The 12,157-nt window shown below is 65.7% G+C and carries 13 protein-coding genes and 1 pseudogene; 2 read left to right on the top strand and 12 right to left on the bottom strand.

Annotated elements, in window-relative coordinates; all coding sequences use genetic code 11:
* Positions 1 to 57: 57 nt before the first annotated feature.
* The 7 genes and pseudogenes from ybgF to ybgC all read right to left on the bottom strand — a co-directional run bounded on the left by ybgF (position 58) and on the right by ybgC (position 6,198).
* Entirely contained in the window at positions 58 to 975 is a 918-nt protein-coding gene (gene ybgF / locus ACT2B0_RS17865) for a tol-pal system protein YbgF (protein WP_473459684.1), read from the bottom strand.
* A gap of 144 nt (positions 976 to 1,119) precedes the next feature.
* Positions 1,120 to 1,617: a peptidoglycan-associated lipoprotein Pal gene (gene pal / locus ACT2B0_RS17870; RefSeq protein WP_473459685.1), complete on the bottom strand. Its 498-nt coding sequence runs from the start codon at positions 1,615 to 1,617 to the stop codon at positions 1,120 to 1,122.
* A gap of 220 nt (positions 1,618 to 1,837) precedes the next feature.
* Positions 1,838 to 3,088 (bottom strand): annotated as a pseudogene (gene tolB, locus ACT2B0_RS17875) (Tol-Pal system beta propeller repeat protein TolB); the annotation flags it as partial.
* A 128-nt stretch (positions 3,089 to 3,216) separates the two neighbouring features.
* The gene (locus ACT2B0_RS17880; protein WP_473459686.1) at positions 3,217 to 4,278 is read right to left on the bottom strand and encodes a cell envelope integrity TolA family protein; all 1,062 of its coding nucleotides are present in this window, start codon (positions 4,276 to 4,278) and stop codon (positions 3,217 to 3,219) included.
* A gap of 32 nt (positions 4,279 to 4,310) precedes the next feature.
* On the bottom strand, positions 4,311 to 4,766 hold the full coding sequence (gene tolR, locus ACT2B0_RS17885) for a protein TolR (RefSeq protein ID WP_473459687.1): 456 nt from the start codon (positions 4,764 to 4,766) through the stop codon (positions 4,311 to 4,313).
* A gap of 17 nt (positions 4,767 to 4,783) precedes the next feature.
* Positions 4,784 to 5,494, bottom strand: coding sequence for a protein TolQ (tolQ, locus tag ACT2B0_RS17890; protein WP_473459688.1), 711 nt, complete (start codon positions 5,492 to 5,494; stop codon positions 4,784 to 4,786).
* A gap of 239 nt (positions 5,495 to 5,733) precedes the next feature.
* Complete coding sequence (gene ybgC / locus ACT2B0_RS17895; protein WP_473459689.1) at positions 5,734 to 6,198, bottom strand: tol-pal system-associated acyl-CoA thioesterase; 465 nt, start codon at positions 6,196 to 6,198, stop codon at positions 5,734 to 5,736.
* 61 nt (positions 6,199 to 6,259) lie between these two features.
* On the opposite strand from ybgC, the gene ACT2B0_RS17900 reads away from it, so the two are divergent.
* A complete protein-coding gene (locus ACT2B0_RS17900) occupies positions 6,260 to 7,513 on the top strand; it encodes a glycoside hydrolase family 5 protein (protein ID WP_473466068.1) in 1,254 nt (417 codons plus the stop codon).
* 55 nt (positions 7,514 to 7,568) lie between these two features.
* Here the strand turns inward: ACT2B0_RS17900 and ACT2B0_RS17905 are convergent, their stop codons facing one another.
* The 4 genes from ACT2B0_RS17905 to ruvC all read right to left on the bottom strand — a co-directional run bounded on the left by ACT2B0_RS17905 (position 7,569) and on the right by ruvC (position 10,417).
* Entirely contained in the window at positions 7,569 to 8,123 is a 555-nt protein-coding gene (locus ACT2B0_RS17905; RefSeq protein WP_473459690.1) for a pyridoxamine 5'-phosphate oxidase family protein, read from the bottom strand.
* Positions 8,124 to 8,194: 71 nt separating this feature from the next.
* Positions 8,195 to 9,232, bottom strand: a complete 1,038-nt coding sequence (gene ruvB / locus ACT2B0_RS17910) for a Holliday junction branch migration DNA helicase RuvB (RefSeq protein ID WP_473459691.1) — start codon at positions 9,230 to 9,232, stop codon at positions 8,195 to 8,197.
* A 43-nt stretch (positions 9,233 to 9,275) separates the two neighbouring features.
* Positions 9,276 to 9,896: a Holliday junction branch migration protein RuvA gene (gene ruvA / locus ACT2B0_RS17915; RefSeq protein ID WP_473459692.1), complete on the bottom strand. Its 621-nt coding sequence runs from the start codon at positions 9,894 to 9,896 to the stop codon at positions 9,276 to 9,278.
* The gene (ruvC, locus tag ACT2B0_RS17920) at positions 9,893 to 10,417 is read right to left on the bottom strand and encodes a crossover junction endodeoxyribonuclease RuvC (protein ID WP_473459693.1); all 525 of its coding nucleotides are present in this window, start codon (positions 10,415 to 10,417) and stop codon (positions 9,893 to 9,895) included. Before ruvC ends, ruvA begins: the two co-directional genes overlap by 4 nt.
* 114 nt (positions 10,418 to 10,531) lie before the next feature.
* Between ruvC and ACT2B0_RS17925 the strand changes: the two genes are divergently transcribed.
* Positions 10,532 to 11,308, top strand: coding sequence for a TSUP family transporter (locus tag ACT2B0_RS17925; protein ID WP_473459694.1), 777 nt, complete (start codon positions 10,532 to 10,534; stop codon positions 11,306 to 11,308).
* Between the two features lie 4 nt (positions 11,309 to 11,312).
* On the opposite strand, the gene rcdA is transcribed toward ACT2B0_RS17925, so the two are convergent.
* Positions 11,313 to 11,840 (bottom strand): protease adaptor protein RcdA, encoded by a 528-nt coding sequence (gene rcdA / locus ACT2B0_RS17930; protein ID WP_473459695.1) that lies wholly within the window; start codon positions 11,838 to 11,840, stop codon positions 11,313 to 11,315.
* Positions 11,841 to 12,157 lie beyond the last annotated feature (317 nt).

Raw genomic sequence — 12,157 nt, forward strand, 5'->3', positions numbered from 1 at the left:
CGGTCGCGGGAAAAACGAGATCGGAAAAAAGAGGGGCGGGCTCGGTTCCAGGCGGGCTCAGCAACCGGCGAGCGCCTGTTCGGCCTTCACCCGTTCCTTCAGCGCCGGCGAGATGTCGCGGTAGCGTTTGCCGATCTCCAGATAGGTCGCGCAGGCGACGTCGCGCTGGTTGAGGGCGGCGAGCGACACGCCCAGTTTCAGCAGCATGTCCGGTGCCTTGCGCGAGCCGGCATAGTCGCGGCTGGCGTTCAAGAACACCTCCGCAGCACTGCGATATTGCTCCATGCCAAGCAGCGCCTCGCCGAGCCAGTAATGGGCGTCCGGCGCCTTGGCGTCGTTGGGAAAGCGCGCAATATGCTCGCGAAAGCCGGCCTCCGCCGTCGGGTAGTCGCCCGAAAGAATGAAGGAGTAGGCGTTGCGATAAAGCTCTTCGGGATTATTGGTGTCCGGCAGGGCAGCCACCACCGTGCCGTCGGTATCGCCGCCACCGGCACTTGGGACCTCCACGCCGGGCAAGGTCCCGTCGTCCGCGGCCGCGACGCCGCCGGTCGGATTGCCGTCGGCGTCAAAGGTAATGGTGCCAAGCGTGCGCGGCGGATCGGCCCGCGCGGGTGGGTCGGCATCCGCCGTCTGGCGCTCGGTGGAGGTCGTGCCGGCGTCGGAGCGTTTTTCCTCGAGCTGCCGGAAGCGGAACTCGTTGTCTTCCTGCATCTTGCGCGCCTGATCCTGCATCTGCAGAATCATGAAGGTCAGTTCCTCGACCTTGCCGGTAAGCTGGCGCACCTGCTCTTCAAGCTGGCCGATACGCGGATCGGTCGCCTGAACCCGATGCACAAGGCCGCGCTCCGCCGCCGGCTGCATTGCGGCAGAGGCGACATCGGGTCGCGCCATGAGGGCCGGAGAACCGGCACCGGCGGGACCGCTCAGCAGGAACGGCAGCATGGCCGCCGCCCAGATAAATCTATTCGGTTTCATCCAATGTCTCGCTTCGAGGCAGAATTGCAGGGCTCAAAAGCCCGTACCAACACTAACAGTGCCCGCGAGTTCGGCCAAATTTTGGTGATCGATCGCGAACGGCCGGCGGCCGGGCGATCGATCACGGATCAGGCCTGGATCGGGTTAGCTTCCCGCGCCGTTCAGCACCGTCACGGCGCGTCGGTTCTGAGACCAGCAGGAAATGTCGTCGCACACCGCAACGGGCCGTTCCTTGCCGTAGGTGATCGTCTTGATGCGGTTGGCCGCAACCCCGCGCGCCACCAGGAAGTCACGTGCCGCGGCCGCCCGGCGCGCGCCGAGCGCGAGGTTGTATTCGCGCGTACCACGCTCGTCGGCATGGCCCTCGACGGTGATGGCGTAGGAGCCGTACTGGTTCAGCCACTGCGCCTGCTTGGCCAGCGTCGCCTGGGCATCGGCGCGGATCAACGTGGAATCGGTATCGAAGAAGATGCGGTCGCCGACATTGACCGTGAAATCCTGGGCCGAACCCGGCGTGGCCGAGCCAAGGCCGAGATCGGCCGGATTGTTGGGAACCTTCTTGGATGCGCACCCTGCCACGGCAAGCGCCATGAAAAGCGCGATGACCGCCGGATTCCGTGTGAGCGCTGCGATACGGCGCATGACCGCCACTCCTTCGCAAATAGATGGGTTTCTTTGACACTCCAGTAACCACATCGGGGTTAATCGGCGGCCAAGAAACACGGTTAATTCTTCGTTACCCGACGGGCATGGCCGTCCGTCCAACGACCCTTGGCAGCGCAAATGATGGCGAAATACGGCGGAAACACGACCCCGCCGCCGGAAATCGCCGCATCCGCGCCGAATTGCGCCCGGTTCGCCCTCATTCCAGCAAGGGCGACCAAGCCGGATCGGAGGCGAAGTTGGGGCTTGCGATCGGCTGCTCGTTGCGCCCGGTCAGATCGATGGAAAACAGCCGCGGCCCCGCCGAGCCGGCCGGCTGGCGGAAGAACATGATCACCCGGCCGTTCGGGGCCCAGGTCGGCCCTTCTTGGCTGAAGCCGCTCGACAGGATCCGTTCGCCGGACCCGTCGGTGCGCATCACGCCGATCTGGAATTCGCCGCCCGACTGCTTGGTGAAGGCGACCAGATCGCCGCGCGGCGACCAGACCGGGGTCGAATAGGAGCCGTCGCCGAACGAGATACGGCGCTGGTTGGAGCCGTCGGCGTTCATGACGTAGATCTGCGCCCGCCCGCCGCGATCCGATGTAAACACGATCTGCGTGCCGTCGGGCGAATAGGACGGCGAGGTGTCGATCGCGCTCGAATCGGTCAGCCTGGTGGTCGTCCGACTGCGCAGGTCAAGCGTGTAGATGTTGGAATTGCCGTCGTCGCGCAGCAGGCTCATGATCACCTTCTGCCCGTCGGGCGAGAAGCGCGGGGCGAACGTCATGCCCGGGAAATTGCCCACCAGTTCGCGCTGTCCCGTCTCGATCTGCAGGAGATAGACCTGCGGTTGGCCGCTCTCGTAGGACATGTAGGTGATTTCCTGCCGGTTGGGCGAAAAGCGCGGCGTCAGCGCGATCGCCCGACCGTCGGACAAATAGCGCGCATTGGCGCCGTCCTGGTCCATGATCGCCAGCCTCTTCTTGCGCTGGTTCTTCGGACCGGATTCGTCGATGAAGACGATGCGGGTATCGAAATAGCCCTTCTCGCCGGTCAGGCGCTCGTAGATCGCGTCGGCGATGATATGGGCGACCCGGCGCGTATTGGCCTTGGAGGCGAAGAACTGCTCGCCGATCAGTTGCTGACCGGCGAACGTGTCCCAGAGCCGGAATTCGGCGCGCACGCGCCCGTCGCTTTCCTGGGTGACACGGCCGGTGACCAGGGCCTGGGCGTTGATCACCTTCCAGTCCTCGAACCGCGGTGCAGCGTCGGGGTTGGAAATCTTCTCGATGAAGGCGCCGCGATCGATCGGCGCGAACAGCCCCGAGCGTTGCAGGTCGGCCGCAACGATGTCGGAAATCTCCTTGCCGAGCGTGTCGCCGGACAGGAATTCGGTGATGGCGATCGGCAGCGGCTCGATCACGCCCTTGTTGACGTCGATCTCCACCAGCGCGCGCGCCGGCTGCGTCGTCAGGACGCCGGCAACGGCCAGCGTCATGGCTAGCATCACGGATCTGAAAATAGCTGTCATGTCGGTCCCTTCATCAGGATCGGTGGCCTGGCGCCGTTGCGGTCTCGGTCGCGCCAGCAAGGCTTCTAGAACATATCGGTTGGATCGAAGTGAACAATGACCTCGGACCATGTCTCGTATTTGTCGCCAGGCAGGTTGAACGGGGCGCATTTCTGCACCGCCCGCAGTGCCGATTCGGCGGCGGTGCGGCCAGGTCCAGAACTGGCGCCACCCTTGATTAGTTCCGGCGGCCCGTCGAGATTTCCGGCCCGGTCGAGCCGGAAGCGCACCGACACCTTGAGCAGTTCGTAGTCGACAATGCCGGCCGGGAGCGACCAGCATCCGCCCAGCCGCTGGCGCAGCGCGTCCATTTCGCTGCGCGACAGTTTTTCGGCCGGGCGCTTGGTTTCCGCGCCGAGCGAGGCTTCACGGTTCGACCGCTTGGCGCCGCCGCCTGAGGGTTTTTCCTTGTTGAGCAGCGCCGCCACGTCATCGAGCAGGTTGTCCGTGTTCTCCGATTGCGGCTTGCGCGCCTGATCGGTCTTGGGCTTGTCGGCGTCCTTGCGCTCGGGCGCCTTGGCCGTCTGCGCCTCGGGCGGGGTCGGCCGCGCCTGCGGCGCGGGCGCGGAGTCCGGCAATTCAGCCGCATCCGCCTCGGGGCTCTCCGCCGCCACGGCCTCGGGTGCGGGGTCGGGCTTGACGTCCTGTTTCGGCTGCGGCTCGGGCCGGATTTCGGTTGCCGGAACCGGGGCCGGCGCGGCCTCGTCGGGCTGGGTCGGGGCCGGGTCCGGCGTCGGATCGGGGGCCGGCATGGGTTCGGGCTGCGCTTCCGGCAAAGCGGCGGTCTCAACCGGTTTCGGCTTCGCATCGGGCACCGGCGGCGCGTCGGTGTCGACGGAATTTTCGCCGACCTTCTCGGCGTTCTCGACCACGTCCGGCCGTTGCGTCGGCAAGGGCGCCGGCCTGTCGGCCGCCGGCGCGTCCTTGTCGCCGGTCTGCAGACGGGTCCATTCCTCGACCGGGATGGTGTCGACCATCACCGCCTGTTCTTCGGCGACTTCATAGGCGCGCGGCGCCGACAGCGTCACCAGGCCGAAACCCAGCACCACCGCGTGCAGCACCGTCGAGGCGACGAGGCCCGTTTTCATGATCCGCCAGAACCTGCAGCCGGACGCATCGGCTAGCCGTCCTGTTCCTGCAGCGTTACCAGGCCGAGATTGCGAAAGCCGGCCGCCGAGATACGGGCCATCACCTTCATGACCGTGCCGTAGTCGGCCGCCTTGTCGCCGCGCACATAGATGCGCTCGTCATAGCCGGTGCGCGCGATCGCCTCGAGCTTGGCAACCACCTCGTCGATCGGCACCTCGGTTTCCTGGAGAAAGATCTGGCCCTTGTCGTTGACCGACACCGTGATCGGCTGCGTATCGGCATTGAGCGCGTTGGCCTCGGTTTCGGGCAGGTCGATCGGCACGCCGACGGTCAACAGCGGCGCCGCGACCATGAAGATGATCAACAGCACCAGCATCACGTCGACGAACGGCGTGACGTTGATTTCCGACATCAAGGCGTGGTGACGACCACGGCGCCGGTGACCGCGTCCGCCGCGTCCACCCGATTGCACTACCGACATGGCCATGGTGCTGCTCCTGCCGCTCAGGCTTTCTGCGGAATTCTTTCATCGATTTGGCGCGAGAGTATGGCGGAGAATTCGTCCGCGAACCCTTCCATGCGCATGGCAAGCTTGCCCGCGTCGGAGGACAGCTTGTTGTAGGCGACGACCGCGGGAATGGCGGCCAGAAGGCCGATCGCGGTGGCCAGCAGCGCTTCGGCGATGCCCGGCGCGACCACGGCGAGACTGGTCGATTTCGACCCGGCGATCGCCTGGAAGGAGGTCATGATGCCGACCACCGTACCGAACAGGCCGATAAACGGCGCCGACGAGCCGATCGTGGCGAGGAAGCCGAGCCGCCCCTCCAGTCCCTCCATCTCGCGCGTCAGCGCCAGGTCCATCGCCTTGTCGATCCGCGTCTGCAAACCGATCGGCGAACGCGCCCCTTTTTCGAAACTCTTCTTCCACTCCGCCATGGCCGCCACGAAAATCGCACCCATGCCGGCGGTCGTGCGCTCCGACAAGGAGCGATAGAGTTCTTCGAGCGACTGCCCCGACCAGAAATTCTCCTCGAAGCGATCGAGCGTCGCGCGCATGCGGCGATAGGCGATCAGCTTGTCGATAATGATCGCCCAGGTCCAGATCGACGCCAGCAGCAGGCCGATCATCACCAGCTTGACGATCCAGCCCGCCTGCCAGAAGAGCGACCACACAGAAAGGCTGGTGGCAAGCTCGGGAAGAGCTGAAGATTCCATGGATATCCTGTCCTTAAGAATGGGGCGCCGGAGCCGCCGGCCCGCGCCTGTCTCCCGCCGGTCCGGTCGAACGCAGTCTCCCGGACATCACCCCACGCGCTGTCGCGGCCTTTTCCGTAGGAATCTTGGTAAAACCAAGGCGCGCCGGGACGTGACGATCCGATCGGTTCGATTCATGATGGGTTAAGGTTAAGGAGCGGTTAGGATTCGCCCCGTCTCCGCGTGGATTGGCTGTCGGCTCAGGCTTCCCGCCCCGGCATGAAGGCGGCAATCCATTCCTTTGGAAAGCGGCGCGGCCGCCCCCCTTCACCCACGATCGCCGCCTCCACCCTGGCCGTCACCAGCACGTCGTCGCCGCGCTTCAGCTCCTGGTCCATGAATATCCGCGCGCCGGAAATCTCGGCCGTACGGGTGTCGATGGTCAGGATATCGTCGATCTTCGCCGGCGCCTTGAATTCAATCGCCATTTTGCGCACCACCCAGACCAGCCTTTCGCCATGCTTGCCGTCGGCAAGCTCGGTATGATGCACCCCGGCCAGCCGCAGGAAATCGGACCGTCCGCGCTCGAAGAACTCCAGATAGCGCGCGTGGTAGACCACGCCGGAAAAATCCGTATCGGCATAATAGACCCGGGCGTGCAGCCGGTGGCCGACATCGGTCATCTCCCCGGCAATGCCCGCCGGACGTTCACCATGATCCGCCATCCCGCTTTCCTTCGTCCGATCCGTCTGGCAAGGAGCGCCCATGGGGCGCGCGCGCAAATCGATGGCATTCCTGGCCGTATTGTTCAAGCATGGCCTTGCCGGTCTGGTGCTTGTGCTGGCCGCGACCAGTTGGACGAACGCGGCGACCTTTTCGGCCCAGCGCGGCCTCAATCTCGACATTTGGGTCACCTGGCCCGACGAAAGCCGCTGGAGCGAGGAAGACGCGCTGCTGCCCTTTCCCGAATGGCGCCGCACCGTCAACCATGCCGCCCTGACACGCCTCAGGGAAGCCGGCTTCGACTTCGTGCGCATGCCGGTTGATCCCTCTCCCTTCCTGTCCGACAAATCGGCCCGTTTCCACGACCGGCTCTTTGGCGAAGTGTCGGACGCCGTACGCGCCGTCACGGCAGCCGGGCTGAAGGTCATTGTCGACATGCACCTGTTTCCCGCCGGCGGCAACCGCGCCATCGGCATGAGCCAGGTGATGGACGATGCGGCGCTGTTCGAGCGTTACGTCGAGACGGTCCGGCGCATGGCGCGCACGCTCGCGCGCGAAAACCCGTCCATGGTCGCCTTCGAGCTGATGAACGAGCCGATCGTGGACTGCGCGCCCGGTACGACGGCCTGGCCCGACCGGCTCGGGCGGCTGTTTGCCGCCGCGCGCGCCGCCGCGACCCGGCTGACGCTGGTGCTTTCGGGCGGGTGCTGGGGCTCGGCCGAGGGTCTGGCCGCGCTCGACCCGGCCACGATCCCCGACGACAATGTGCTGTGGTCGTTTCATTCCTACGCGCCCTTCCTGCTCACCCATCAGGGCGCGGGCTGGGCCGGCGACTTCATCCGCTATGTCACTGGACTGCCCTACCCGCCGCACACCGTGCCGCGCGCCGAACTCGACGCCGCGCTCGAAAAAATCCGCGCACGGATCCGCGCCGACGCGCCCTGGGCGCGCCGGGCCGGCATGCTGGCCTATCTCGACGAGGAGATCGCCAAGCTGGACACCGCCTACGAACTCGCCGCCGTGATGGCCGCCCCCTTCGTCCAGGTCGCCGCTTGGGCGCGCCGGCACGGCATCCCGCCAAAGGACATCCTGCTCGGGGAGTTCGGCATGATCCGCCAGGAATACGGCAGCCAGGCCGTCATGCCTGCCGAATGGCGGGCCGCCTATGTCGCCGACATGATCGGGCTTGCCGAAGAAAACGGCTTCGCCTGGTCTATCTGGGGCTACGGCGGCGCCTTCGGCGTGGTCGAGGCCTTCGCGGGAGAACCGACCGAAGGCGCGATACTTCGGGCGGTGGGAAAATTGCCGAAGCCTTAGATCCGTCTTGCCGGCAGCCGCGTCGATCCGGCACAGGCTGCTTGCGCCACCGACCTCATTCGTCCGCACCGAACAGGCCCGTCGGCCTGCCGTCGATACTGGTCAGGTTTTTGCGGCGCCAGTAGTCGCGCACGCCGTCCGCGCCCATCGCCTCGTAGAACGGCAAAAGTTCCTCCGGGCCCCTTTGTCCGGCAAACCGCATCAGCGGCACGCCGGTCCCGCACGAGGTTTGAACGAGGTCGATCGCCAGATCGAAAATCTGCCGGCTGCCGGCCATCTCCGGGAAACGTTCGACATGCTCGCGCCAGGCGTCGTCGCGCGCATGCACCGCCCTTGCCTGACCATAGACCCGCAGGATCAGCGGCGCGTCCTCGAACGCGGCGAACATCAGCGTCATCCGTGGCGTATCGCGGAGATGGGCCGCCGTCTCGTTGCCGCTTCCCGAAAGGTTGAGCCACACGATCCGCCTGTCGTCGAGGATGCGCAGACTGTCCAGGCCCTTCGGCGAGACATTTACCCTGCCGTCGCGGGCTGCCGTGGCGACGAAGAACAGCGGTTGCCGTTCGATAAAGGCGCGCAGGGTGGCGTTAAGCTTGCTCGAAACGGGCATGGCGACTCGGATTCGGATCGATCGCCACCCTAGCGCCTGCGTGCTGACACCGTAGTGTCAGTACATCACCGTCACTCCTCTTCGAACAGACGCCCCTGCATCTCGGCCAGGTTGCGCGGCGCTTCGAACCCGAGATGACGCCAGGCATTGCCCGTCAACAGCCGCCCGCGCGGCGTGCGCTGGATAAAGCCCTGCTGGATCAGGAACGGCTCGATGATGTCCTCGATGGCGTCGCGCGGCTCCGAGAGCCCCGCGGCGATGGTTTCGATCCCCACCGGGCCGCCGCCGAAATTCCGCGCGATCATCGACAGATAACGCCGGTCGAGCTGATCGAGACCGAGCGCGTCGACCTCCAGCCGCGACAGCGCCTCGTCGGCGATCTTGCGGTCGACCACCTCCACGCCGGCAACGGAGGCGAAATCGCGTACCCGGCGCAGCAAGCGTCCGGCGATCCGCGGCGTACCGCGCGCCCGGCGGGCGATTTCCGTCGCGCCCTCCTCGGCCATCGGCAGATTGAGGATGCGCGCGCCGCGGCGCACGATCTTCTCCAACTCCTCGACCTCGTAGAAATTGAGCCGCACCGGGATGCCGAAGCGGTCGCGCAGAGGATTGGTGATCAGCCCGAGACGCGTGGTAGCGGCCACCAGGGTGAACCGCGATAGGTCGATCTTGACCGAGCGCGCCGCCGGCCCCTCGCCGATGATCAGGTCGAGCTGGAAATCCTCCATCGCCGGATAGAGGATTTCCTCGACCGCCGGCGTCAGGCGGTGGATTTCGTCGATGAACAGGACGTCGCGATCCTCGAGATTGGTGAGCAGCGCCGCCAGATCGCCCGCCTTGGCGATCACCGGTCCGGAGGTGGAGCGGAAGTTCACGCCCAGCTCCTTGGCCATGATCTGGGCCAGCGTGGTCTTGCCGAGCCCGGGCGGGCCGACGAACAGCACGTGATCGAGCGCCTCGCCGCGCGCCTTGGCGGCTTCGACGAAGACTTTCAAATTGGCGCGCGCGGCCGCCTGGCCGACGAAGTCGTCCAGCGATTGCGGCCGCAGCGAGACGTCGACGTCCTCGCCTTTCTTTTCGGAAGAGATCAGCCGGGGCGCGGTGTTCATGACGTCCTCATCGCACGCCGGCCGGACCCCGGCAAGCCGGCGTTCATCTGGCCAGCTCCTTCAGTCCGAGCCGGATCAGCCTGGCCGAATCGGCCCCCTCGCCGGCCTCTTTCAACGCGGCGGAGACCGCGTTTGCGGCCACGTCGCGACCATAGCCGAGATTGGTCAGTGCGGAGACAGCGTCGGCGACCGGCGCCGGCGCCACGCCTTCGCCGAGTTCCTGCTTCAGGCCGATCGTGCCCGACGCCGCACCGGCATGGGCCGGCGCCTTGTCGCGCAACTCGGTGACGATGCGTTCGGCGACCTTCTTGCCGACGCCCGGCGCGCGGCTGACCATGGCGATGTCGCGCAGCGCCACCGCATTGGCCAAATCCGCCGCCGACAGGGTCGACAACACGGCGAGCGCCACCTTGGCGCCGACGCCCTGGACATTGTTCTGCAACAGCCGGAACCATTCGCGCTCGAGCGCGGAGGTGAAGCCGTAGAGCCTGATCATGTCCTCGCGGACATAGGTTTCGATATAGAGCGTCACCGCCTCGCCCGGCCCCGGCAGGCCGGCAAGCACGCGGGCGGGACAAAAGGCGACATAACCGACGCCGTGCACGTCGACCACGCAATAGTCCTCGCCAACCTCGTCGAGCGTGCCCTTAAGCTTGCCGATCATGCGCCCGCGCCCGCATAGGCCGCGGCCAGCTTCGCCGGTACGCTTTGGCGGTGATGGGCGTGGCATATTGCGATCGCAAGCGCGTCGGCCGCGTCCTCGCTGTCGAAAACCGCCTTGGGCATCAAAACCTTGACCATCATGTGGATCTGCTTCTTGTCGCCATGACCGACCCCGATCACCGTTTTCTTGACCGCGTTCGGGGCATATTCGGCAACCGAAAGGCCCGAAAGCGCCGGCACAAGCATGGCCACGCCGCGCGCCTGGCCGAGCTTCAGCGTCGCCGTGGCATCGCGGTTGACGAAAGTCTGCTCCACCGCCGCCTCGTCCGGCTCGAGCGCACGCATCACCTCTGCGAGCCCGTCATGCAACTGGCGAAGGCGAACCGCGAGCGCCGCCGAGGCATCAGAGCGCACGGTGCCGGCGGCAACGAACCGCAGCGCATTGCCCGCCGCCTCGACCAGCCCCCAGCCGGTGCGGCGCAGCCCCGGATCGATACCGATGATACGAATCGTGCTAGCCATGGCCCCACCTTAATCTGACGCAGGACCATTGCCAGCCGAATGTGAACAAACGAGAAACGAAATTGCCGCCTTCGCCCGCCCTGCCTCGTTTTCTAAACAGCACCGGAACGCCATTTGCCTCTTCCCGACTTCGACCTGTCGCTTGCCATACTGCTTGGCACCGTGCTTGTCGGCGGCATTGCCCGTGGCATGTCGGGCTTCGGGACCGGCATGATCGTGGTGCCCGTCGCGGCGGCGCTCTACGGGCCGAAAGCGGCGCTGGTGATTGTTGTGCTGATCGACACGCTGCCGATCATCCCGGTGACGATCCCCGCACTCAAGGTCGCCCGCTGGCGCGAGGTCCTGCCAGTCCTGGCCGGGCTCGGCCTGTTGTTGCCGGTCGGCATCCAGGTCCTCAAATGGGGCGACCCCACGGTCCTGCGCTGGCTGATATGCGTGGCGATCCTGCTCTGCGCGACGGCCCTGGTGAAAGGCTGGCGTTATGCCGGCCCGCGCACCGCCGGCACATCGCTGCTGGTCGGAGCGGTGGCCGGGCTGTTGTCGGGCATCGCGTCTATTCCCGGGCCGCCGGTCATCATCTACTGGCTCGCTTCGCAGCTGCCGCGCCTGATCGTGCGGGCCAATCTGATGACATTGTTTTTCCTGACGGAGGCGCTGTCGATTGGCAATATCTGGCTGGCGGGCCTGTTCGAGCGTCAGGCGGTGCTGTTGAGCATCGCCGCCGCCGGCCCCTATTTCGTCGGCCTGATGATCGGCTCGCGCCTGTTCGGCCTGGCCAGCGACAAGACCTACCGCCGGGTGACCTTCGTCCTGATCGCGGCCGCCGCGCTGTTGGCGCTGCCTGCGGCCGATCCGCTTTTTGCCGCTCTCGGCCGGCCGGTCGCGGACTGACCAATCAACCGCGGGCGAACGCGGTGTTCAGGAGCGTGATCTGGTCGGAAACCGGATTGGTCATGCCGGCGCCGGCGAGCGGGTCGGCGCCGCCGCCATAAATTTCATCGTCGAGCCGACGCACCCGTCCCTGCAGATTAAGCGAATGCGAAACCAGCGCGCGGAAGTCCTCCGGCAGCTCGGACCAGCCTTCAGCACGGTCATGGGCGGAAGCCGTGTCGAGCCGGACCTTCGATTTTTCCGCCGCAACCTGTTCGCGCGTCATCTCGCCGGAATTGGCCGCCCGCTGCAACAGCAGCCAGGAGGCAACCTGCATCAGCCGCGTCGTCAGCCGCATCGATTCGGCGGCATAAAGCGTGGCCGCCAGCCGCGACAGCTTCTTGGCCTCGGCCCGGCCTGGCCCGTCGAGATATTCCGCCGTCTGTTCAACCAGCCCCATGCCTTCGTCGTAGAGCGGCTTGAACGACGGCGAAAACAGCCTGCGCTCGGCAAGATTGATGGTATTTTCGTCGCCTCTGACCGCTTTACTCATGGACGTCACCCCGTACGCTCGACTGCTTCCGACCAGTGGCCACGCCTATAGCCCGATCAGGCCGGCGACCTAACGGTCCCGGAGGCAGAAATTGCGCGTTCTCCCCGTCGAACGCAAGGCGATGTTTAACAAAGGGTTAACGCCGCCGCCCGGATTCGTCCCGAAATCGGACAAAAAAAGAGCCGCGCTAAGCGGCTCTCAGGAGTTTAACAGGGAGGCGTCAAACAGAGCAGACCCAGCCGCTCGGTAAGAATCCAGCAAAACCGGACGAACTTAGTAAACCCCCATAAAGCTTAACGGCCGGTTAACGCCGAAGC

The sequence above is a fragment of the Nitratireductor sp. J20-h4 genome (assembly GCF_056780505.1).

Excerpts from the sequence above, each read along its gene's own strand:
- ruvC (WP_473459693.1), bottom strand. The coding sequence starts at position 10,417 with ATGGCTAGCACGATTCGTATCATCGGTATCGATCCGGGGCTGCGCCGC.
- tolQ (WP_473459688.1), bottom strand. The coding sequence starts at position 5,494 with ATGGAATCTTCAGCTCTTCCCGAGCTTGCCACCAGCCTTTCTGTGTGG.
- ACT2B0_RS17900 (WP_473466068.1), top strand. The coding sequence starts at position 6,260 with ATGGCATTCCTGGCCGTATTGTTCAAGCATGGCCTTGCCGGTCTGGTG.
- ACT2B0_RS17905 (WP_473459690.1), bottom strand. The coding sequence starts at position 8,123 with ATGCCCGTTTCGAGCAAGCTTAACGCCACCCTGCGCGCCTTTATCGAA.
- ruvB (WP_473459691.1), bottom strand. The coding sequence starts at position 9,232 with ATGAACACCGCGCCCCGGCTGATCTCTTCCGAAAAGAAAGGCGAGGAC.
- ybgF (WP_473459684.1), bottom strand. The coding sequence starts at position 975 with ATGAAACCGAATAGATTTATCTGGGCGGCGGCCATGCTGCCGTTCCTG.
- ACT2B0_RS17880 (WP_473459686.1), bottom strand. The coding sequence starts at position 4,278 with ATGAAAACGGGCCTCGTCGCCTCGACGGTGCTGCACGCGGTGGTGCTG.
- ybgC (WP_473459689.1), bottom strand. The coding sequence starts at position 6,198 with ATGGCGGATCATGGTGAACGTCCGGCGGGCATTGCCGGGGAGATGACC.
- ruvA (WP_473459692.1), bottom strand. The coding sequence starts at position 9,896 with ATGATCGGCAAGCTTAAGGGCACGCTCGACGAGGTTGGCGAGGACTAT.
- rcdA (WP_473459695.1), bottom strand. The coding sequence starts at position 11,840 with ATGAGTAAAGCGGTCAGAGGCGACGAAAATACCATCAATCTTGCCGAG.
- pal (WP_473459685.1), bottom strand. The coding sequence starts at position 1,617 with ATGCGCCGTATCGCAGCGCTCACACGGAATCCGGCGGTCATCGCGCTT.
- tolR (WP_473459687.1), bottom strand. The coding sequence starts at position 4,766 with ATGGCCATGTCGGTAGTGCAATCGGGTGGACGCGGCGGACGCGGTCAC.